21 protein-coding genes and 1 tRNA gene are annotated in these 21,390 nt (G+C 69.7%); 12 read left to right on the top strand and 10 right to left on the bottom strand.

Annotation, left to right across the window (positions count from 1 at the left end; genetic code table 11):
- Window positions 1-15 precede the first annotated feature (15 nt).
- The 3 genes from JWR33_RS05925 to JWR33_RS05915 form a co-directional block, all read right to left on the bottom strand.
- A complete protein-coding gene (locus JWR33_RS05925) occupies window positions 16-1,563 on the bottom strand; it encodes an ATP-binding cassette domain-containing protein (RefSeq protein WP_297410225.1) in 1,548 nt (515 codons plus the stop codon).
- A gap of 24 nt (window positions 1,564-1,587) precedes the next feature.
- Window positions 1,588-2,478, bottom strand: coding sequence for a BMP family ABC transporter substrate-binding protein (locus JWR33_RS05920; protein ID WP_297410224.1), 891 nt, complete (start codon window positions 2,476-2,478; stop codon window positions 1,588-1,590).
- 292 nt (window positions 2,479-2,770) lie between these two features.
- Window positions 2,771-3,559, bottom strand: coding sequence for an IclR family transcriptional regulator (locus JWR33_RS05915; protein ID WP_297410223.1), 789 nt, complete (start codon window positions 3,557-3,559; stop codon window positions 2,771-2,773).
- Between the two features lie 97 nt (window positions 3,560-3,656).
- Here JWR33_RS05915 and hutU point away from each other — a divergent pair, with 97 nt between their 5' ends.
- The 4 genes from hutU to hutI are packed head-to-tail and all read left to right on the top strand — an operon-like array spanning window position 3,657 to window position 9,113.
- On the top strand, window positions 3,657-5,345 hold the full coding sequence (gene hutU / locus JWR33_RS05910) for a urocanate hydratase (RefSeq protein ID WP_297410286.1): 1,689 nt from the start codon (window positions 3,657-3,659) through the stop codon (window positions 5,343-5,345).
- Window positions 5,345-6,559: an allantoate amidohydrolase gene (locus JWR33_RS05905; RefSeq protein WP_297410222.1), complete on the top strand. Its 1,215-nt coding sequence runs from the start codon at window positions 5,345-5,347 to the stop codon at window positions 6,557-6,559. Before hutU ends, JWR33_RS05905 begins: the two co-directional genes overlap by 1 nt.
- Window positions 6,556-7,917 (top strand): formimidoylglutamate deiminase, encoded by a 1,362-nt coding sequence (locus JWR33_RS05900; protein ID WP_297410221.1) that lies wholly within the window; start codon window positions 6,556-6,558, stop codon window positions 7,915-7,917. Before JWR33_RS05905 ends, JWR33_RS05900 begins: the two co-directional genes overlap by 4 nt.
- Complete coding sequence (gene hutI, locus JWR33_RS05895) at window positions 7,914-9,113, top strand: imidazolonepropionase (RefSeq protein WP_297410220.1); 1,200 nt, start codon at window positions 7,914-7,916, stop codon at window positions 9,111-9,113. Before JWR33_RS05900 ends, hutI begins: the two co-directional genes overlap by 4 nt.
- Window positions 9,114-9,694: 581 nt before the next feature.
- On the opposite strand, the gene JWR33_RS05890 is transcribed toward hutI, so the two are convergent.
- On the bottom strand, window positions 9,695-9,952 hold the full coding sequence (locus JWR33_RS05890; RefSeq protein ID WP_297410219.1) for a hypothetical protein: 258 nt from the start codon (window positions 9,950-9,952) through the stop codon (window positions 9,695-9,697).
- A 309-nt stretch (window positions 9,953-10,261) separates the two neighbouring features.
- Here JWR33_RS05890 and JWR33_RS05885 point away from each other — a divergent pair, with 309 nt between their 5' ends.
- The gene (locus JWR33_RS05885) at window positions 10,262-10,933 is read left to right on the top strand and encodes a site-specific integrase (RefSeq protein ID WP_297410218.1); all 672 of its coding nucleotides are present in this window, start codon (window positions 10,262-10,264) and stop codon (window positions 10,931-10,933) included.
- Window positions 10,934-10,983: 50 nt separating this feature from the next.
- Here the strand turns inward: JWR33_RS05885 and JWR33_RS05880 are convergent.
- Window positions 10,984-11,056 (bottom strand) — tRNA-Lys (locus JWR33_RS05880).
- A 199-nt stretch (window positions 11,057-11,255) separates the two neighbouring features.
- Here JWR33_RS05880 and bcp point away from each other — a divergent pair.
- A complete protein-coding gene (gene bcp / locus JWR33_RS05875) occupies window positions 11,256-11,732 on the top strand; it encodes a thioredoxin-dependent thiol peroxidase (RefSeq protein ID WP_297410217.1) in 477 nt (158 codons plus the stop codon).
- Window positions 11,733-11,841: 109 nt separating this feature from the next.
- Here bcp and JWR33_RS05870 read toward each other — a convergent pair whose 3' ends face one another.
- Window positions 11,842-12,252 (bottom strand): hypothetical protein, encoded by a 411-nt coding sequence (locus tag JWR33_RS05870; protein ID WP_297410216.1) that lies wholly within the window; start codon window positions 12,250-12,252, stop codon window positions 11,842-11,844.
- Window positions 12,253-12,454: 202 nt separating this feature from the next.
- Here JWR33_RS05870 and JWR33_RS05865 point away from each other — a divergent pair, with 202 nt between their 5' ends.
- Window positions 12,455-12,703, top strand: coding sequence for a WhiB family transcriptional regulator (locus tag JWR33_RS05865; protein WP_286276131.1), 249 nt, complete (start codon window positions 12,455-12,457; stop codon window positions 12,701-12,703).
- Between the two features lie 62 nt (window positions 12,704-12,765).
- Here JWR33_RS05865 and JWR33_RS05860 read toward each other — a convergent pair whose 3' ends face one another.
- The 4 genes from JWR33_RS05860 to JWR33_RS05845 all read right to left on the bottom strand — a co-directional run bounded on the left by JWR33_RS05860 (window position 12,766) and on the right by JWR33_RS05845 (window position 17,190).
- Complete coding sequence (locus JWR33_RS05860; protein ID WP_297410215.1) at window positions 12,766-14,262, bottom strand: PAS domain-containing sensor histidine kinase; 1,497 nt, start codon at window positions 14,260-14,262, stop codon at window positions 12,766-12,768.
- A 58-nt stretch (window positions 14,263-14,320) separates the two neighbouring features.
- Window positions 14,321-15,211 (bottom strand): aminotransferase class IV, encoded by an 891-nt coding sequence (locus JWR33_RS05855; protein ID WP_297410214.1) that lies wholly within the window; start codon window positions 15,209-15,211, stop codon window positions 14,321-14,323.
- Window positions 15,212-15,337: 126 nt separating this feature from the next.
- The gene (locus JWR33_RS05850; protein ID WP_297410213.1) at window positions 15,338-16,564 is read right to left on the bottom strand and encodes a regulator; all 1,227 of its coding nucleotides are present in this window, start codon (window positions 16,562-16,564) and stop codon (window positions 15,338-15,340) included.
- Complete coding sequence (locus JWR33_RS05845) at window positions 16,561-17,190, bottom strand: hypothetical protein (protein ID WP_297410212.1); 630 nt, start codon at window positions 17,188-17,190, stop codon at window positions 16,561-16,563. The genes JWR33_RS05850 and JWR33_RS05845 overlap by 4 nt, the downstream gene beginning before the upstream one ends.
- A 103-nt stretch (window positions 17,191-17,293) precedes the next feature.
- On the opposite strand from JWR33_RS05845, the gene JWR33_RS05840 reads away from it, so the two are divergent.
- From JWR33_RS05840 to mtnB, 5 genes are all read left to right on the top strand, one after another.
- Window positions 17,294-17,566 (top strand): helix-turn-helix domain-containing protein, encoded by a 273-nt coding sequence (locus tag JWR33_RS05840; RefSeq protein ID WP_297410211.1) that lies wholly within the window; start codon window positions 17,294-17,296, stop codon window positions 17,564-17,566.
- A gap of 120 nt (window positions 17,567-17,686) precedes the next feature.
- The gene (locus tag JWR33_RS05835; RefSeq protein ID WP_297410210.1) at window positions 17,687-18,736 is read left to right on the top strand and encodes a hypothetical protein; all 1,050 of its coding nucleotides are present in this window, start codon (window positions 17,687-17,689) and stop codon (window positions 18,734-18,736) included.
- Window positions 18,733-19,920, top strand: coding sequence for a phosphotransferase (locus JWR33_RS05830; protein WP_297410209.1), 1,188 nt, complete (start codon window positions 18,733-18,735; stop codon window positions 19,918-19,920). The genes JWR33_RS05835 and JWR33_RS05830 overlap by 4 nt, the downstream gene beginning before the upstream one ends.
- Window positions 19,917-20,642 (top strand): acireductone synthase, encoded by a 726-nt coding sequence (gene mtnC / locus JWR33_RS05825; RefSeq protein ID WP_297410208.1) that lies wholly within the window; start codon window positions 19,917-19,919, stop codon window positions 20,640-20,642. Before JWR33_RS05830 ends, mtnC begins: the two co-directional genes overlap by 4 nt.
- Window positions 20,639-21,271, top strand: coding sequence for a methylthioribulose 1-phosphate dehydratase (gene mtnB, locus JWR33_RS05820; protein WP_297410206.1), 633 nt, complete (start codon window positions 20,639-20,641; stop codon window positions 21,269-21,271). The genes mtnC and mtnB overlap by 4 nt, the downstream gene beginning before the upstream one ends.
- Window positions 21,272-21,390 lie beyond the last annotated feature (119 nt).

Here is a 21,390-nt window from a genome sequence, read left to right as displayed (position 1 = left end):
CCTCTCCAGTTCCGGTCATGCCGTCTGCTCGCTCGGTGTCTCCGTGCTCAGCATCGCGTGGCCGATCCATTCCGTAGTCGCCTCGACTGCGGGTCGCGAGGCCGTGAGCCGGCCCCGCGCGAGCACGGCGACGCTGTCGGACAGATCGAGGATCTCCTCGAGGTCGGATGCGATGTAGACGACTGCCGCTCCCCCGTTGGCGAGTTCCCGGCACCAGTTCTTGACCTGCTGGATGGACTGTACGTCCAGGCCCCTCGTCGCATAGCCACACACCACGAGACTCGGTGTCTTGCTGAATTCCCGGGCGATCTGCACTCTTCGCCTGTTTCCCCCGGAAAGCTGCCCGCCGACCGCATCGATCGAGGGGGGACGGATGTTGAACCTCTCCACGAGCTCCGCGGAGCGCGCCCGCATGGCCTTCTTGTTGCCAGCAGTAGGGGGGCGCCGGTACAGCATCTCCTCAGCGGAGAGGTTCTCCCACACCCGCAGATTGACCGAGAATCCGAGGCTCTCGTCGTCCGGAACGTACGCGATGAGCGAGGTGCGCTCGTGCCCCGGAAGTGCTCCGATCTCGCGCTCGTGCAGCAGCAGCGAACCGTGGTCGGGTTTCACCGCTCCGCTCAGCATCTCCGCCAGATCGCTCTGTCCGTTGCCCTCGACCCCGGCGATGCCGAGAATCTCTCCCGAGCGCACTGTCAGCTGAGCGACCTCGATGGCCATTCCGGACACCGGTCCCCGGCTTCTCACGCCTGCTGCCGAGAGCGCGATCTCCCCCCGGGGGCTCGTGTGCCGCTCGGCCACGAGGCGGACATCTCCGACCATGGCCCGAACGAGGTCCGCCTGCGAAAGTCGAGACGGCTCCTCGTGCTCGAACACGGTGCGACCCGCGCGCAGCACGGTGACGGCGTCGCAATAGAGGGCCGCCTCTTCGAGGCGGTGGGTCACAAGGATCACGGCCGAGCCGAGGTCCGCAAGCCTCCGCAGGGTCGCGAAGAGTACGTCCCGTTCGCTAGGAGCAAGGGTCGCGGTCGGCTCGTCGAGGATGAGCACCTTGGCTGCGGTCATCATCTCCCGGACGATCTCCACACGCTGACGGTCGCCGACGGAGAGAGATTCCACCGTTCGCCTCGGATCGATGGTGAACCCGAGATCAGCCGCAGCCTGCGTGAAGCGCGAGACCACCGCCTTTCGGGGAAACCCCAGCCCGTCGTGGGCGAGAGCGATGTTCTCGGCGACGGTCAGCCGGCCGATGAGCGCGGAATGCTGGTGAACCACCGCGATGCCGGACGCCCGCGCATCGGCCGTCGACCGGATCTGCACCGGGCGTCCGTCGAGGAGGATCTCTCCCCCATCGGCTTCGTAGATTCCGGAGAGGATCTTGATCAGCGTGGACTTGCCGGCGCCATTCTCACCCAGCAGCGCATGCACCTGTCCGAGGCGGAACTCCGCGTTGACGCCGTCGTTCGCGAGGATGGGCCCGAAGTGCTTGCGGACGTCCCTCACCTGGAGAGAGCTGCGCAATTCGGGCCCGCCCTGGTCGGACGGAGCAGGAGCCGTGGTCATGGTCGCTTCGTCCCCGGCGCGCTGCTACGGCGTCACTACGCGGTCATCGACCTGGATCGAGCCGTCCTTGAGACCGGCGACGATCTCCTCGACCTGGGCATTGACCTCATCGGAGACGTTCGCCAGCGGGAGAACCAGATCGATCCCGCCGTTCTCGAAGGTCTCCGGGTAGATCTCCCCCTTCAGCTCACCTTCGGTGAACAGTCGGCCGATCTCGTCATACTGGGGGTCGAAGCCGAGCAGCCAGCTCGTGACGACGAGGTCGGGAGCCAGGGCGAGCTGGTCGACGTACGGCATGATCAGCTTGGCACCGCTCGCCTCGGCCGCCTCCAGAACTCCGGTGGCCGCCGCATCGATAGTGGGGATGAGGACGGTCGCGCCATTTCCGATGAGGTCCTCGGCGGCGAGCTTCGCCTTGGAGACGTCGGTGAAGCTGTTGATGTACGTCTCCAGGGAGTCGCTCTTGCCGTTCGGGCAGTACTCCTCGGCGGCCTGCTCGATTCCTCCGGAGAAGTGGGTGAACGCCGGGATCGGCTCGCTGTTCACATGACCGATCTTGCCGCCCTCGGCGGCAAGGCACGCGGCGGCGCCTGCCACGTAGCCGAGCTCGTTGAAGTCACTGGAGAAGCCCGCGACGTTCTCGAGCCCGCCGTTGTCCTCCAGCAGCGCCCACACCACGAACATCGTGTCCGGGTACTGCGGGGCAACCGACATGACCGCGGCCCCGTAGCCTGCGCTCGTGGCGATGACCAGGTCGTTCGACTGGGCGAGACGGGCGAGAATCGACTCGGCTTCGTCGTACCCGACGCTGTCCTCGTTGCTCGCCTGGAAGCCGTACTTCTCGGCCATCGCGGTGAATGCCTTGTAGCTCGCCGGGTCCCAGTCACCGGTCGTGACCGCCCCTGTCGTGATCATCGCCGCTCGGGGCGCCTCGTCCGCGGAATCCGTAGAACCGGAACCGGAACCGGAACCTGGACCGGCGGCGCATCCGGCGAGCAGAACCGCGGTGGCGGCAGTCGCCACGACCTGCGCAGTGCGAGCGGACTTGCCTTTTCTACTTGCGGTGCATGCCATGCGGCGAATCCTCTTGTAGGGAGCGGTGGGCTCAGTCGAACCCTCGAACAGGGCGGAACACAGCCGTGAAAACGGCCTCAAGCGGAATTGTATCCATGGATTCATTTCCTGCAGGTTAACTTCCTCGCGCTCGTCAGGGTCCCTTTCCCGAGTCGACGCCCCTGATGCGTCGGGAGAGCTCGGCGGCGTAGACCCGAAGCGTCTCCGCGACAGAGGGCCACTCATCAAGAGGGATGTTCTCCCTTGGAAAGGTCAGGGTGATTCCTGCGGCCGGCCAACCGGCGTGGTCACGCACAGCGACAGCGACCGAGGCCAGTCCGGCCGTGACGTCCCCGTCCTCGGCGGCGTAGCCGGCACGTTTCACTTCCTCGAGCAGCCGTAGCAGGTCGGCTAGCCGCAGCTCGGGCGAGCCCTGACGCTGAGCGAGGGCAGCGGTCGCAGGAAAGAGTGCCCGCAACTGGGCGCGCGGAAGCGTCGCCAGGAGTGCTCGCCCGCTCGCAGTCAGGTGACTGGGCAGCCGGACGCCGACATCCGTCACCAAGGCAGGGCGACGAGGGGCACGCTCCTCGACCAGATAGATGACGTCTTGTCCATGCAGCGCGGCGAGGTGAGCGCTCTCCCCCAGGCGATCGACCAGGGTCGCCAAGATGGGGCGCGCGAGGCGCGACAGCGGCTCCTGCCGGGTGAAGCCGGAACTCAGCTCGAACGCTCCGATGCCGATGCCGTAGCGGCGCTCCTCCGGGAAGTGCAGCACGAAGCCGAACTCGCGAAGCGTGTTCAGGAGCCGATACACGGTGGAGCGGGGAAGGCCCAACGCTCCCGCAATCGTCGCGGCGCCGACGGGTCCCCGCTGGTTGCCCAGGAACTGAAGGATGAGGAGCGTGTGCCTTGCCGCAGGCGCGCCGGGCTGTGATGGGCTCATCCGTCCCCGATCCTCGCTCTGTGCCGCGTTTCCGTCATGTGACATGTCTCACAGATGAGACAGGTGTTGGGAGTCTAGGGTGCGGGCCGACGGCCCGATGCCCTCTCATGGAGGAGTGCATTCCAGCGACAATCCCCGCCTCCCCATCCGCGCTGCCCGCGGCGCCGCCCTCACCGCGAAGGGCTGGCAAACCGAAGCGCCCCTGCGGATGCTGATGAACAATCTCGACGCGGAAGTGGCCGAACGGCCGGCCGATCTCGTCGTCTACGGCGGGACGGGCCGCGCTGCGCGCAGCTGGGAGGCGTACGACGCCATGGTCCGGACGCTCGAGACGCTCGAGCTCGACGAGACCCTGCTCGTGCAGTCAGGCAAGCCCGTTGGAGTTTTCCGGACTCACGAATGGGCACCGCGGGTCCTGATCGCCAACTCGAACCTGGTGGGCGACTGGGCGACCTGGCCCGAGTTCCGCAGGCTCGAGTCCCTGGGGCTGACGATGTACGGGCAGATGACGGCCGGCTCCTGGATCTACATCGGTACACAGGGAATACTCCAGGGAACCTACGAGACCTTCGCCGCTATCGCCGACAAGAGGTTCGGCGGCACCCTCGCGGGCACGCTCACCCTCACCGGGGGTGCCGGAGGCATGGGCGGCGCCCAGCCGCTCGCCGTGACCATGAACGACGGCGTCGTCCTCATCGTCGATGTGGACGAGGCGCGGCTGCGTCGTCGCGTGGAGCACGGTTACCTCGACGAGATGACCGCCGATCTCGACGCCGCTGTCGAGCGGGTGCTCGCCGCCAAAGCCGAGCGGAAGCCCCTGTCGGTCGGACTGATCGGCAACGCCGCGACCATCTTCCCGGAGCTCCTCGCCCGCCGCGTTCCGATCGAGATCGTCACGGACCAGACCAGCGCCCACGACCCGCTCAGCTATCTGCCCGAAGGCATCACTGTGGCTGAATGGAGTGCTGCGGCAGCGGCCGACCCCGAGGAGTTCACCGTCAAGGCCCGCGCGTCGATGGCCGATCAGGTCCGGGCAATGGTCGGGTTTCAGGACGCGGGCGCGGAGGTGTTCGACTACGGCAACTCGATCCGCACAGAGGCGAAGCTGGGCGGGTTCGACCGGGCGTTCGACTTCCCCGGCTTCGTCCCCGCTTACATTCGGCCACTGTTCGCCGAAGGCAAGGGACCCTTCCGCTGGGTCGCGCTCTCGGGGGATCCAGCCGACATCGCGGCGACCGACCGTGCCATCCTCGACCTCTTTCCTGACGACGAGAAGCTGAAGCGATGGATCACGAAAGCCAGCGAGAAGGTGCATTTCGAGGGCCTGCCTGCCCGGATCTGCTGGCTGGGCTACAAGGAACGCCACCTCGCTGGACTTCGATTCAACGAGATGGTGGCCTCGGGCGAGCTGACTGCGCCCATCGTGATAGGGAGGGACCACCTCGACTCCGGCTCGGTCGCCTCGCCCTACCGCGAGACTGAGGGCATGGCGGACGGATCCGACGCGATTGCCGACTGGCCGCTCCTGAATGCCCTGCTGAACACAGCCTCGGGCGCCACCTGGGTCTCCATCCATCACGGCGGAGGCGTCGGGATAGGCCGCTCCATCCACGCCGGGCAGGTGGTCGTGGCCGACGGCACCGCCCTCGCAGCCGAGAAGATCGAGCGTGTGCTTGTCAATGACCCGGGGACCGGAGTCATGCGACACGTGGACGCGGGCTACTCCCGCGCCCGTGATGTAGCCCGGGAGCGTGGCCTCCGCGTTCCCATGCTGGAGGGCGATTGATGCGGCCGATCACCGCGCACGGCATGCTTGCGGGACTCGACGAGATCGCGGACGTCGGGCGGGATCGCCTGCGCGGGGGGTTCTCCCGGTCGATCTGGTCCACCTCGGAACTGCAATTGCGCATCTGGTTCGTTGAGCGTGCCGAACGGCTCGGTCTTGACGTCGAAGCCGACCGGAACGGCAATCTCTGGGCGTGGTGGGGACCTCCGGGTGATGGCGCCGTGGTGACAGGGAGTCACCTCGACTCGGTACCAGGCGGTGGCCCATTCGACGGCCCGCTCGGTGTCGTCAGCGCTCTGGAGGCCGTTGCCCGGCTGCAGCGGTCCGGCTTCATCCCGGGCCGACCGTTCGCCGTCGCCGTGTTCGCGGAGGAGGAGGGCTCACGCTTCGGGGTGGCCTGCCTCGGCTCGCGAATGATGAGCGGCACTATCGACCCGGACCGCGTCCGCGCTCTGACGGACGCGGCCGGCGTCACCTTCGCCGATGCTGCGCGCGATGCCGGCCTGAATCCTGCACACCTCGGTGCTGACCCCGAGACCGCCGCTCGGATCGGTCTCTTTCTCGAGCTCCACATCGAGCAGGGCCGCGGACTGATCGACCTGGACTCGCCTGTCGCCGTTGCGTCCTCGATCCTGGCTCACGGCCGATGGCGCCTCGCCTTCCGGGGCCAGGGCAATCACGCCGGCGCGACCGCCATGCAGGGACGTCAGGACCCCTTGGTCGCGGCCGCACGAGCCGTGACGGCCATCCGGGATACGGCGCTATCCATCGCCGGGTCACGGGCGACCGTCGGGCGCATCGAAGTGACCCCGGGAGGGACGAACGTGATCCCTTCGTCGGTCACGTCCTGGCTGGACGCCCGTGGGGAGACCGCGAAGGACACTCGCCTCCTGGTCGCAGAGATCGCCCGCCTCTCCGACGGCCTAGCCGCAGAGGAGGGCTGCTCCGTCGTCGTCACCGAGGAGTCGTGGAGCGACGCCGTGAGTTTCGATGCCCGGCTGCTCGAGCGGCTATCGAGCGCGCTGGGCGGCGTCCCCGCCCTGGCATCGGGCGCCGGGCACGACGCTGGAGTCCTGTCGAGCGTCGCCCCTACCGCCATGCTCTTCGTCCGCAACCCGACCGGGATCTCCCACGCACCGGAGGAGTGGGCGGAGTTGGAGGACACCCTGGCTGGGATCGACGCTCTCGAGACCGTATTGCGGAGTCTGTTGTGAACTACTGGTCAGCGGTCGCGCTCATCGACGGTGTCCCGAACGCTTCCACCCGGATCACCACCGGCGGGAACGGCCGGATCGCGACCGTCGAAGTCGGGACGCCTCCGGCGCCCGGTGACATCCGGATGGGAGTGGTGCTTCCCGGGATGGGCAACGCCCACTCGCACTCCTTCCACCGTGCGCTCCGGGGCCGTACCCATTCCGATGGCGGCGACTTCTGGGCCTGGCGGACCTCCATGTACGAAGTCGCCGGGCGTCTCGACCCTGATCGGTACTACGACCTCGCATTGTCGGTCTTTCACGAGATGCTGCTGAGCGGCTGGACGGCCGTCGGGGAATTCCATTACGTGCACCACCGGCCCGATGGGAAGCCGTATGACCGCCGGCACGCCATGGAGCTGGCGCTCGCTCACGCAGCACAGGAGGCCGGGATCCGGCTTACACTGCTCGATGCGCTCTACCTCACCGGAGGAATCAACCGGCCCCTGAGCACGGAGCAGCTCCGTTTCAGCGACGGGTCGGTGCACCGGTGGCTCGAGCGCTGGTATGACCTGCGGGATGCGCTGGGCGGGCTTTCCGCCGTCACGCTCGGCGCGGCGGTGCATTCGGTGCGAGCGGTCCCGCCCCCCGATATCGCCGTGGCCGCGTCCAGCGTCCCGCCCGACGTGCCTCTGCACATCCACCTCTCGGAACAGGTTCAGGAGAACCAGGAGTGCGAGGCCACATTCGGAACGACACCGACCCAGTTGCTCGCAGACCTCGGAGTGCTCGCTCCCCGGCTCAGCCTGGTGCACGCGACCCATCTCACGGAGCGGGATATCGGGCTCATCGGAGATTCGGGTGCGGTGGTTGTCCTCTGCCCCACCACTGAGGCCGACCTGGGCGACGGGATCGGGCCAGCGCGCGCGTTGGCGGACGCGGGAGCACGGCTGGCTCTCGGCTCGGACCAGAACGCGGTGATCGACCCGTTCCTCGAAGCGCGCGGGCTGGAGGCCGGGGAGCGGTTGGCATCGCGCCGCCGGGGACGATTCAGCCCGGCCGAGCTGACGGGTGCACTCACTGTGGGCGGATACTCATCGCTCGGGCACGCACCGCCGGCAGGGCTCGCCCCTGGCGGCTTCTGCGACCTGGTCGAGATCGACGCGCAGTCCATCCGGACGGTCGGCGCGCTCCACGACCAACTCCCCCTCGTCGCGACGGCGGCCGACGTACTGCGGGTGATCGTGGGCGGCCGAATAGTCGCCGACGGCGGCGCAACGCCCGAGCGGGATGATCCGATTTCACCCGCAGCGCGGATGGCTCGCGCCATAGACGCCGTCGTGACAGGCTCCTCCTCCGAGCGGGGAGGTCGAGAATGACGTCCGAACTGATCACCGACATCGCCGAGTTGACCACGAATGACGACGAGCACCGCCGCCTGAGGGACGCGGCGATGGTCATCGACGAAGGCCGCATCGCCTGGATCGGACCGTCGCGTTCCGCCCCGGATGCGGACATCTCCACCAGCGTGCACCAGTCGGCCGTCCTACCGGGCTGGGTGGACTCCCACACGCACCTGGTGTTCGCCGGAGACCGCTCGGACGAGTTCGAGGCGCGGATGGCGGGTCTGCCGTACACCGCGGGGGGCATTCGAACGACCGTGCAGGCCACTCGTGCGGCGAGTGACTCTGCGCTCCTGGCGAACCTGGCCCGTCTCCGGGGTGAGGCAGAGGCGGGGGGCACCACCTTCCTCGAGACGAAGACCGGCTATGGCCTCGACGTCGAGACGGAGCGCCGTTCGGCCGAACTGGCGGCGCAGGTTGCCGACGTCGTCACCTTCCTCGGCGCTCACGTCGTCCCCGATGCGATGGCCGCGCGGGACTACCTCGACCTCGTGACCGGGCCGATGCTGGCAGCGGTGCGGCCGTGGGTGTCCTTCATCGACGTCTTCTGTGAGCGAGGGGCTTTCGACGGGGACCAGTCCCGAGAGGTTCTCGAAGCCGGCATCGCTGCCGGTCTCGGCGTGCGGGTGCACGGCAACCAGCTGGGCGAGAGCGGCGGCGTCGCTCTCGCAGTCGAGGTGGGGGCGATGAGCGTGGACCACTGCAACCATCTGAGCGACTCCGATGTGGCTGCCCTCGCCGACTCGACGACGGTGGCGACAGTCCTGCCGGCGTGCGACCTCTCGACGCGACAGCCGCTCGCGCCCGCGCGGCGCCTCCTGGATGCGGGAGCCACCATAGCGATCGCGACCAATTGCAACCCAGGAAGCTCCTTCACCACCTCCATGCAGTACTGCGTCGCAACCGCCGTGCTGCAGATGAATCTCACCGTTGAGGAAGCGGTTTTCGCGGCAACGCGGGGTGCCGCCCGATCCCTCGGTCGCGATACCGGGCCGGAGGCGGTGGGGGGCCTTCGGGTCGGGGGGCGTGCGGATTTCCAGGTCCTCGCCGCCCCGTCGGCGGCGCACATCGCCTACCGCCCCGGAGTTCCTCTCACTCGAGCGGTTTGGCGACAGGGAGAGCGAGTAGTTGCGCGGCATGCCACTCCGGTGCAAGAGCAGGACAGCCTTTGATTTAGACGCATCCGGGCGAGTACTCACGCGGCGCGAGGCGCTGGTGGCAGAGCCTTTTGTTGCAAGGGAGTTGGCGGTGCTGGGGCCTGTGAGTGCGGCGATGCGCCGCCGCTGCAATTGACCCTGACGGAATCCTGACTCGTCGCGCTGTTAACGGAACCGCGGAGCCGACTGCGGGACTCGAACCCGCAACCGCCCGATCAGTCCGGAACTACGCCGCGCATTGACGCCGAGTGACACTCGTTGGTCGGATCGGCGTCGTTCCGAGGCCTAGTAGCAGTCAGAACATCCGGGCGATTACGGCGACCGACGCCCGGAGCCGCGGGCATCCTGACTCAGTCCTGACTGGGCTCAGTCGTCGACGCGGAGACCTCAGCACTCGTTCCGGCCCGAGTCCTCCTCGCCGAGGCTTCATCAACTGGGCCCGCGAGTTCACCCCTTCGGAGCTGGACTCACTCGCGGTACCGCACACGGAGGATGTGCACCGACTCGGAATGAGAGTTGCTAGAGACTCCGGACGGGACGTCACTGAGTCCCTCCGAGGTGCCTATCGACAGCTCACCTGAGCGGACGGACGGCGGTCATTCCGGCTTGCTCGCCGCCTTGTGCCGCAACCAGATCTCATCCGGGCCAATGTCCTCGACCAGCGCGCGTATCCGCTCCACAGCCTTCCGCGAATATCTTTGGAACTGGCTCTTCCCCAGCCGAACCGACTTCGAGCAGTCCGGATCGTTCTTGATTCCGAGCAGATTGATCGCTGCGGTCGTCTTGTTCGGCGTCAAGCCGACCTTCGACACGACGTGCCCGTGACCCGGGTTGCAGAAGTCGAGCTCGTTCACCTTTTTCACTGCGACGACTGCGGCCGGTCTACCGTGATCCCGCACACTCGAACATCAGCTTCAGCGAGGTCGCTGGGGAGTTCCTCGCGACGAAGCACGGCCTGAAGGCGTCATCTCGGGGCAAGTACGAGCGGGCGCTGTTCGCCTGGGTCCTACCTAGGTGGGGGGCGACGCCCAGCGGTCGCATCCGGCGGGCAGACGTTGAGACCTCGGACGGTTCTCCAGCGCGATGGAGTTCGCGGTGCGGCACGAGTATGTGGCCAGCAACCGAGCGAAGGGATTGAGCTGCCTTTCAACAGGAGCGGGCGCATGGTGTTTCTCGCCCACGCCGATGTGGAGCACCTCGCGGAGTCGGCGGAAGCGTACGGGAGCCGAACCGACGGCACATTGGTCCGCTGGATGAGCTATACCGGGGCCCGAATCGGAGAGGCGCTGGCCCTTACAGTGGGCGACCTTGATCTCGCGCGACGGCGTGCGGTGATCCGCCAGACGTGGACCGAAGATGGTGGCCGGATGGTGTTGGGGGCACCGAAGACGGGCAAGAGCCGGACCGTGCCGGTACACGGCTTCCTCATTTCGGATCTCGCGTCATTGGTGTACGGGCAGCCGGACAACGCCTACGTTTTTAGGGCCGCGCGAGGAGGCCCGATTTCAGCGCACAACTGGCGTTCGCGCGTGTGGCCGAAGGCGCTCATGTCGGCGGGCCTTACCGAGGGCGACCTGGCCCCACAGGCTCTGCGGCACACCGCGGCCTCCATGGCGAACGCCGCGGGTGCAGACGTGCTCGTAGTGCAGAACATGCTGGGCCACGCGACCGCCACGGAGACTCTGAACCGGTACGGACACCTGTGGCCCGACCGCCTAGACGAGGTGACGAATGCAATGGGACGGGCGCGAGACCCAGCACTGAGCCGAGGCCAATCAAGCCTGATCCCCGGCCATCCTGACTCGTGCCCGACTGAACCACGCGAAGCCGCCTAGCCGAGACACGAAAAAGCCCCGCAGACTGGCGAGAGTCTGCGGGGCTTCCGTACACCCCCCGGGACTTGAACCCGGAACCCACTGATTAAGAGTCAGTTGCTCTGCCAATTGAGCTAGAGGTGCGCGCGATCCGAACTTCCGGACCGATCGTCAAGATTAGCACGAGCCGACCGCCGTCGTGCGCGGCGGGGAGCCGAGCGGGACCGACCGAGACCCGGCGGGCACCGGGCGCTCGCTCCGCAACGGGTGCCCGCGTGGAGGACGGCGACCTAGCATGAGAGGCGCCCCGCGTCCCGTGCGGGGCCGACGAGAGGACGGCTTCGTGAGCGACGCAGAGCGCCTGGAGAAGGGCGACCGGGCACCATCCTTCCGACTGGACGACGAGACCGGATCGCCGGTGTCCCTCACCGACTTCCCGGGGCGGAAGGTGGTGCTCTACTTCTACCCCGCCGCGATGACTCCGGGTTGCACCACCGAGGCGTGCGACTTCCGCGACAACCTCAACTCGCTGGCCTCCGCCGGCTACCAGGTGATCGGCATCTCCAAGGACGAGCCGGCGAAGAACGCCGAGTTCAAGGAGCAGGAGAGTCTCAACTTCCCGCTGCTGAGCGACCCGGACCTCACGGTGCACAAGGCCTACTCGGCCTACGGCGAGAAGTCGCTCTACGGCAAGACGGTGCAGGGCGTGATCCGCTCGACGTTCGTGCTCGACGAGAGCGGCCTCGTCACGCTGCCCCTCTACAGCGTGAAGGCGACCGGGCACGTCGCCTCGCTCCGCAAGAAGCTCGGCGTCGACTGACGCCCCGCCAGGGGCGCACGAACGCAACCGTCCGGCCAAGGGGCAACGGCACGCCGTTGCGGTGTGGCCGGACGGTTGCGTTCATCGGGGCGCGGGGATGGACGCCGCGTCAGGTGCGGCGGGTCGCGTTCATCACCGACGGCGTGAACAGCAGCGCGATCGCGACGAGTGCGGGCAGCAGCAGGATCCAGCCGATGTCGGGCCGGGCGAAGGCGCCCTGGAACGAGCCGATGGCGATCGCGAGCTGGACGAGCTGCCAGGTGAAGACCGCACCGCGGACCCAGGCCCGCCCGCGGATCGTGCCGTGGAACATCGCCAGCAGCCAGCCGGCGGCGAGCACCGCGATGACGACGATCGCCACTCCTCCGCCGATCGACGACGCCGGCTGGGTCAGCAGCTCGAGCAGGAGCAGGACGGCGACGACCATCATGGCGACCGCCTCGAGCAGCACGACGCCGGCGAGCACCTGCAGCAGGACGGGTCGCGCGCGCTCGGGGCGGCCCGGGGCGGGTTCTCTCACAGCGACATCCCATACAAAGCTATTGATCAGGTGTTATCGGTATGCGACCATAGCTGAGGTCGTTTTCAAGACCCACAGCGGAGTGGGCGAGCCCGGTTCAGACGGATTGAAGAGCACCGTCACCGAGAGCATCAACGACACGTCACCCGACTCACGGTCGTCTCGACCGCTTGCACCACAGTAATTCAAAGGAGCACCACGCATGGATTGGCGTGACAAAGCCGCCTGCCTGACCGCGGACCCCGAGTTGTTCTTCCCCGTGGGGAACACCGGCCCCGCCGTCGATCAGATCGACAAGGCCAAGGCGGTATGTGCTCGCTGCACCGTCACCGAGACGTGCCTGCAGTACGCACTGGAGACCGGCCAGGACTACGGAGTGTGGGGCGGCCTCAGCGAGGACGAGCGTCGCGCACTCAAGCGCCGCGCTGCTCGCGCCCGTCGCGCTTCCTAGCGGCGCTCGCCAGCGGGCTTCCATCGAGGAGCCGCCTCCGGGCGGCATCCTTCGATCGGCTCTCAGCCGGTCGGCTGCATCCATCGCAGCGGGATCTCGATCGTGACCTCGGTTCCGCTGCCCACCATGGTGTGCCAGTCGATCACGCCGCCGAGCTCGCCCTGGATGAGGGTGCGCACGATCTGAGTGCCGAGGCCGGAGCCGACCTTGCCCTCGGGCAGTCCGCCGCCGTCGTCCCGCACGGTGATGGTGAGCTTGCTCTTCTTGCGCGCCGCGAGGATCTCGACGGTCCCCTCCCGCCCCGCGAGCCCGTGCTCGACCGCGTTGGTGACCAGCTCGGTCAGCGCCAGGGCGAGCGGAGTGGCGAATGCGCTCGGCAGCACGCCGAACGTGCCCGTCTTCTGCGGGTGCACCCGGGTGTTGTGACTGGACGCCACCTCCGCGACGAGCAGCAGGACGCGTTCGAACACCTCGTCGAAGTCGACGTTCTGGTTGAGTCCCTCGGAGAGGGTGTCGTGCACGACGGCGATCGCGGACACCCGCCGCATGGCCTGGATCAGCGCGTCCCGGGCCTCGTCCGTGCGGGATCGGCGCGCCTGGATGCGCAGCAGCGAGGCGACCGTCTGCAGGTTGTTCTTGACGCGGTGGTGGATCTCGCGGATCGTCGCGTCCTTGGTGATGAGCTCCTGCTCCTGGTGGCGGAGCTCGGTGACATCGCGGCACAGCACGATCGCGCCGGTCCGCTCGCCCCTGTCCCGGATCGGGATCGCGCGGAGCGACACGGTGACCCCGCGCGACTCGATCTCGGTGCGCCAGGGAGCCCGTCCCGTGACCACGAGAGGAAGGCTCTCATCGACGACGTGCTGGGCCTTGACGAGATTCACCGTCACCTCGGCGAGGGACTCCCCCTCGAGCTCGCCGGTGAATCCCATCCGGTTGAAGGCGGAGAGCGCGTTGGGGCTGGCGAAGTTCGTGGTGCCGTCGACGTCGAGCCGGATCAGGCCGTCGGAGGCGCGGGGCGCCCCGCGGCGAGGACCGGTCGGCGCGCCCAGATCGGGGAAGTCGCCGGCGGCGATCATCCGGAACAGGTCGTCGGCACAGGAGTTGAACGTGACCTCCTGGCGGCTCGGGGTGCGCGTCTCGCTGAGGTTGGTGTGCCGGGTGAGCACAGCGGTCGGCACGTTGCTGACCTCCAGCCCGCTCGGCGAGCTCCGCCGCTGCACGGGCACCGCCCGCACGCGTGTCGGGGTCTCCTCGAACCAGTCGGGAGCCGACGAGTCCACAATCCTGGCGCCCTCGAAAGCCTCCGTGACGAGGGTGCGCCACTCCGACTTGATCCGCTGCCCGACGAAGTCCCGATAGAACAGCGTGGCCGAGCTGGAGGGGCGAGCGTGGGCGACGGCGACGAACGAGTTGTCGTCGGTGGGCACCCAGAGCACGATGTCCGCGAAGGCCAGGTCGGCGAGCAGCTGCCAGTCGCCGACCAGCAGGTGCAGCCATTCGACATCGGCCGCGGTCGACCGTCCGGATGCGACGACGAGCTCGCTGAGCGTGGGCACGGCACCAGCTTAGGCGCGGGATGCCGAGCGCTCCGGTCGCCGGGGGCCTCCCCCCGGGTCAGCGCGTACGGCCCAGCAGCCACGCGTTGACGGAAGCGGTGAAGTCGGAGTCGACCGCCCGGTCGACTCCGTCGACCTGACGGATCGGTGCCGCGTGCCGCACGCTGGAGACGAGCCACGCGGCGTCGGCGGAGGCGAGATCCTCTTCACGCAGGAGGGCGTACTCGGTGCCGAGCCCCTGGCCGCGGGCGAACTCGAACAGGTCCCCCTGGGTCGTGCCGGCCAGGATGCCGAGATCGGTGCCGGGCGTGACGAGGGTGTCGCCGACGCGCAGCAGCAGGTTGGACGTCGAGCCCTCCAGCAGGTAGCCGTCCGAGCTCACGAACACCACGTCGTCGGCGCCCCGCCGGGCGGCCTCCCGCAGCACTGCCTTGTTCACGGCGTAGGAGAGCGTCTTGGACCCCTGCAGCAGCCACGGTGAGGTCTGGGCGACGTCCCGCCGGTAGCCCCGGTCGAGCAGGACCACCCGGATCCCCTCGGTCCTCGCGCGGGAGAAGTCGGCCGCCGGGGCGGCGTACGCCCAGCCGGTGGGCCGCCCGTCGCCTTCGACCCCGCGGGTCAGCACCGTCTTGACGAAGGCCTCCCCCACCGGGTCGATGGCCGCCGCGGCCGCTCGCACCGCCGCGGCCCAGGCCTCGGGATCGGGAGCGGGCAGCTCCAGCGCCGCGGCCGAGCCGGCGAATCGGCGCAGGTGCGCCTCCAGTGCCTGCGGATGCCCGCCGCCCACGCTGATCGTCTCGAACACCCCGTCTCCTCGGGTCACGCCGAGGTCCAGCACGCCGATGTGGGGGGCGTCCGGGTCGACGAGGTCGAAGGCAGCGGCCCCCTCCCGATGCGGCGCGGCGTCGCGCGAGGGCTGGTTGAGCAGGGCGAGAGCAGTGGTGGGCACCCCGCCATTCTTCCCGGTGCGGCCCAATCCGCCGAGTGCGCCTCGAGACGCCGAGGGCGCCCCGTATACGACTCGCGCTCGGTGTCTCGAGGCGCGCTCGGCGCTGCCGCGAGCTCGGGGAGGCGCTCAGGAGAGCGGCACCGGGAGCCAGCGGCGCCGGCGCACGGGCCGCTCCGGCACAGCGGCCGCGGGAAGCAGCTGCTCCCGGGCGAACCCGCGCAGAGCCGCGAGGGCACGGGAGCCGGGAGCCGCTTCCTGCAGGGTGCGCCCGGTGAGCAGGGCCGCGTCGTAGGCGGCCGGGTCGCTCGGCACGAGCGTCGCATCGGCGATGCCGCCGAAGCGCAGCAGGGTCGAGGCGATCTGCGATCCCGGCGTCATCCCCACCGCGCTCCCGCGGACCTTGGTGATGAGTACCCGCGTCGACTCCGGATCGACCAGTTCGAGCAGGTCGACGTGGCCTCGCAGGAAGCGCGAGAGGCCGAGCGGGTCCGCCGCTCCGACTGCGACCACCAGGTCCGCCTCCTGCAGTGCGGTGAGGGTGGCCGCGTTCCGTCTCGGCGCGAACAGGTCGCTGACGATCTCCTCGTCGCTCTCCAGGTTGAAGCCGGCGTCGACGACCACGACGTCCGCCTCCTCGCGGCACAGCTGCAGGGTCGCCTTCACCCGGGCGGAGGAGAGCTCAGGCCACCGGCTGGGGCGGGCGATGCCGGTGAGGACTCGGAAGGCCGTCCGATCCCACTGATAGGTGGCCGCGACCCGGTCCAGCTGGCGGACGTCGAGGCTCTCTGCGCCCGCGAGCCGGCACGCGGCGGCGAAACCAGGAGCCTCGTCGAGCAGGCCGAGACTCGGCGCGATGGCGGCCCCGTGCGTGTCCCCGTCCACCAGGATCACCCGCTGGCCGGCCAGGGCGAGCTCGGCGGCGAGCGCGATGGCGGTGGTCGTGCGGCCCGGTGCGCCGACCGGTCCCCACACCGCGACGACGCGGCCTCGGGCACGGGGGCGAGGCGCCTCGGACAGGGGCGCCCTCCCGGTGAGCGCAGCCTCGACCATCGGCCACGCGCTGCCCGCGTCGAGCACCTCGTGCAGGCCGAGCGCGGCGGCATAGGAGTGCTGATCGCGGCCCCCCGCGAGGCACACCAGCCGGACCCCGCCGTCGTCGGCCGCGGCGAGCGCGGCCGGCCGGAGCATCCGCGGCGACGCGGTGACCAGGGCGACGTCCGGTCTGAGCCCCGGCAGCACGGCTGCGAGCTCGCCGGCGTCGGCGGCGCGGGCGACCACCTCGTGACCCGCCCGGAGCGCCTGCTCGAGCATCGCGTCCTCGACCGCCGGCTCGAGAGCGAGCACGAGTCTCATCGCGGCAGCACCGGCTGCGCGACGGGCACGAGGGACACGGCGTCGGCATTGGCGAGGGCCTGCAGCACGCGCGCCACGCGATCCTTGGGAACGAGGACTTCGACGGCCCGCTCCTGCGGCGAGGAGAGCAGGCTGTCGTTCTCGAGGACTCGCACCACCTCGGCGTCGGGCACGAGCACTGCGGGCGGACCATACCCGCCGGCCTTCAGCTCGGTCGCCGCCCAGATGTCCACCAGCGCGCCCGACTCCACGCCGCTCGCGAGCTCCGCGCCGGTGGTCACCACCACGCTCGACACCGTGATGCTTGCGGCGGTGCCGACCGCGGAGGCGGGCACCAGCTCGCCCTCGGCGACGGCCCGGGTGATCAGCAGGCCGGCCTCCGGCACCTGGCCTGGCGCGAGATAGCGGTCCGCGGCGACCGACCGGACGGCCGTGGCGACGAGGTCGGTCGAGGCGACGCGCTGCCCGACCGCGAGCGGGCGCTCCGCCGCGTACACCTGCACGGTTCGCTCGGCCGCCGACACGATCGCTGTGACGCCGAGCACCGAGGCCAGGACGAGGCCCACTCCGAGGACGAAGCGCACGTCGAGGAACCGATGCCGCCGCCCTGCACCCGCGACTGCCATGGCGTCTCCTTCCCACGCACCATGCTGTCGCCCGCCACGACGGGCCGCGGGAGTTATCCACACGCCTGGCGCGGAGGGTGCGGGAACGGCCGATAATCGGGACATGACCACGGCGTCGCCCTACTCGATCGGGCGCTTCCTCACGCTCGCCGAGACGGCCGACCTGCTCAACGTCTCGCTCAGCCAGGCCTATGCCCTCGTCCGCACCGGCGAGCTTCCGGCCATCAAGGTGGGCGGCAGCGGACGCTGGCGGGTGGAGCGGGACCGGCTCGAGGACTACATCGAGGGCAAGTACGAGGAGTCCCGGCGGCAGGCGCTCTGGAACCAGAGCGACTACGCGAACATCCCGGAGCTCACGGGCGACCGCTTCCTCTGACGGCCGCCGGTGCAGCGGCGGGAGCACAAACCGGGTTCCCGCCCTCGCGCCGACGGCGCCGCGTTACGCCTCGATGTGCGTCAGGCGCGCGGCGCTGTCAGGATTGCCGGGGAGGGCTTCGTGGCAGACGACGATCGCAGGACGGTACCGACGCTCGACGACTCGGTGCGGGTGGTCGACGGCGCCGTGCTGATCCTGGACCGCCGGGTGTTCCCCGAGAAGCTCGTCTGGTTCCGGGCGGAGTCGGCGGCCGCGGTCGCCGGGGCCATCCGCAGCATGGTCACGCAGAGCTCGGGGCCCCTCTACGCCACCTTCGCCGCGCTGGAACTCACGGCTCGGCAATCGGCCGCGCTGCCCCTCGACGAAGCCCGTGCCGCTCTGGACCGGGCCGGTTCGCTGCTCGCTGCCGCGCGGCCGACGAATGCGCACCCCCGATCCGCCGTCGCGGCGGTCGCCACCGCGGTCGCGGGCGCGAGTTCGACCGGGGAGCTCGTGGAGCGGGCGATCGACGCGGCCCGCACCGGCGCCGAGCACTACCGGAGCCTCAGCAGGTCGCTGGGGCGGGCGGCGGTCGAGCTGCTGCCGGACGGCTCGCGGCTGCTCACCCACTGCTGGATGGACTCCTACCTGGTGGAGCTCGTCCGTGCCGCGCACGAGGCCGGCCGGTCCTACGAGTGGGTTGCCACCGAGACCCGCCCCTACCTGCAGGGGGCCCGGCTCACCGCGCACACCCTGCGCGAGCTCGGCGAGCCGGTCACCCTCATCTCCGACAGCATGGGCGCGGCCGCCCTCTCCCCCGGTGCCAGCATCGGCCCCATCGACGCGCTGGTGACGGCGGCGGATCGGGTCAGCCTCGACGGCTCCGTGGTGAACAAGGTGGGCACGCTCGGGCTCGCGATCGCGGCCCATGCCTTCGATGTTCCGTTCTATGCGCTCGTGCAGGAGCCGGACCGCACGGCCGCGACCGGCGCGGACATCGAGATCGAGATGCGTGACCCCACCGAGGTGCTCTCGACCCTCGGTCGCCGCACCGCGAGCGCGCTCGTGACGCAGGCCTGGTATCCGGCGTTCGACCTCACCCCGCCCCGCTTCGTGACCCGGGTCGTCACCAGCCTCGGCGCGTTCCCGCCGCACGAGATCGCCGCCCGGTTCGGGGCGCCGGCCGCATGACCTACCCGCTGCTCACCGGAGCCGACGACGTCCGGGCCTACCTCCACCGCCATGGCCTCCTCGCGCCGCTCGGCGCCGGCGTCGAGGTGCACGAGGTGACCGCGGGGAACATGAACCGGGTGTTCCTGGCCCAGGGAGCGGACGGCGGCGTCGCCGTCAAGCAGGCCCCGCCCTGGGTGCAGGTCGCCGGACCGGACTGGCCCATCGATCCTCGGCGGATCGCAGCGGAGGCCCGCGCCTACGCGCGGCTGGCCGACGTGGCGCCGGACACCGTTCCGCGCATCCTGGCCACCGATCTCGACGACTACGTGCTCGTGATGGAGGATCTGTCGGACCTGCACGTGCTGCGGGACGCCCTCGTAAGCCAGGTGCTCGAGGTCGCTGCCGGCCGCCCTCCCGCCGACCTGCCCCTCGCCTCGGTCGCCGGGGCGGTGGGACGCTTCGTCGCCGCGCTCACCGGCGCAACGGGTGAGGACGCCCTCGGTCCCGATGAGCGCCGCATCCTGATCGAGGAGTCCGCCAACCCGGACCTCTGCGCCCTCACGGTCGATGTGGTGCTCACCGAGCCGTACGCGCCGCATCCTCACAACTCCTGGCATCCCGCGCTCGACGGACGCGTCGCAGCGCTCTACCGAGACGCAGAGGTGCGGGATGCCGTGGCGTCCGTCCGCACGGTGTTCGACAGCGCAGAAGAGGCCCTCCTGCACGGCGACCTGCACACAGGATCGGTCATGGTCGGGTTCCGCGACGGCGCTCCGGTGACCAAGGTGTTCGACCCCGAGTTCTCCTTCGTCGGACCGATCGGGATGGACCTCGGACTGTTCTGGGCGAACCTCGCGATCGCCGGGGTGGCGGCACGCGCCGTCGGCGCCGCCCAGCTGGCGGAGCAGCGGGATGCGGCGATCGGCGCGAGCTGGGCGAGCTTCGTGGACGGCTGGTCGAGCGCCTGGACCGGAACCGACGCGGCACTGCGCGCCCGCCTCAACCGGATCGAGGGCGATGCGTGGCGTTTCGCCGGAGTCGAGGCGATGCGGCGGGTTGCCGGCTACTCGCACGCCGCGGATCTCGAGACGCTGCCGGCCGAAGCGATCGGGACGGCGTCTGCCGAGGTCTTCGATCGCGCCCGTACCTGGCTCGTCTCCGGCCGCGACGGAGGCCCTCCGCTCCCTAGGCTGGAGGCATGACCGACTCGCCCCTCGTCGTCCGTGCGCGGACGCTCGTCGTCGACCTGGAGGGCACGACGAGTGCCGCAGGCTTCATCCTCGGCGACCTCTACGACTACGCCCGCCCCCGCCTGCTCCCCTGGCTCCGGGAGCACCCCGACGACTCCGACGTGCGCGTGGCACGCGCCCAGGCCATCCAGGAGGCCGGCCTGCCCTCGGACGCGGGCGACGAGGAGATCGTGGCCGCCCTGCACGAACTCATGGCCACCGACGTGAAGTCGACCCCGCTCAAGACCCTGCAGGGCCAGATCTGGGCCGAGGGCTTCCGGCGGGACGAGATCTCCTCGCACTTCTTCGACGATGTCGTGCCCCAGCTGCGCGCCTGGCACGCGGAAGGAGTCAAGATCGCCGTCTTCTCCTCCGGGTCGGTCACCTCGCAGCGCCCCTGGTTCGAGCACTCCCCCAGCGGCGACCTGACCGCGCTCGTCATGGCGTACTTCGACACGGTGAACGCCGGCCCCAAGAAGGAGGTCGCGTCCTACGAGCGCATCGCGGCCGAGCTCGGCCGCAACCCCGCCGACCTGGTGTTCTTCACCGACCACCCCGATGAGATCGCGGCCGCGACCGCGGTCGGCTGGCAGGTCGTCGCCTTCTCCCGCCCCGGAGAGCCGTGGTTCGGCGCGGACTTCGGCGACGCGCCGGTCGTGTCGTCCTTCGCCGAGGTCGAGGTGCAGCTGCCGTGAGCGGGTCGGAGCTCCAGGAGGCGGGCGCCCTCCTCGCCGCCGAGGCGGCCAGGTTCGCCGCGATGGGCTGGATGCGCGGCACGTCGGGCAACCTCTCGGTCACCCTCGACCGCGATCCCCTGCGACTCGCGGTCACCGCATCGGGGCTCGACAAGGGCGAGCTGACCGCGGACGACGTGGTGCTGGTCGACGGCGACGGCGCGCTGCTGCCCGGCGACGACCGCGGCCTCGAGCCTTCGGCGGAGGCGGGCCTGCACGCGCGCATCGCCGAGGTGACCGGGGCGGGCGCGGTCGTGCACCTGCACGCCATGGCGGCGGTCGAGGCCGGCTTCCACTGGCCGGGGGGAGTGGTCCTGCAGGACCTGGAGATGCTGAAGGGGATCGGGCACGAGGCGCACGGGGAGCGGGTCGTGATCCCGGTCGTGCAGAACAGCCAGGACATGCGGGCGCTGGGCGACGACTTCGAGCGCGTCTACGAGCATCCCCCGCTCTATCGGGCGGATGTGCCCGCGGTGATCGTCGCCTCCCACGGCCTGTACGCGTGGGGCGCGGACCTGAGGCAGGCGCGGTGGCACGCGGAGATCGTCGAGTGGCTCCTCCGCTTCACCGTCCGCACCTCGGCGCGCTGACGCCTCGAGAGGCCGGGTAGGTCGCCGACCTGCCCAGTTCTGTCGTCATTGACCGCCCAGTTGCGACAGAAGTGGGCAGTTCGGCGCAGGGGGCGGGAGGCCGAGCCCCGAGCGGAGCA

Source organism: Naasia sp. (assembly GCF_025465545.1).
GTDB lineage: Bacteria > Actinomycetota > Actinomycetes > Actinomycetales > Microbacteriaceae > Naasia.
This window is presented reverse-complemented; position numbering and strand designations above follow the sequence as displayed.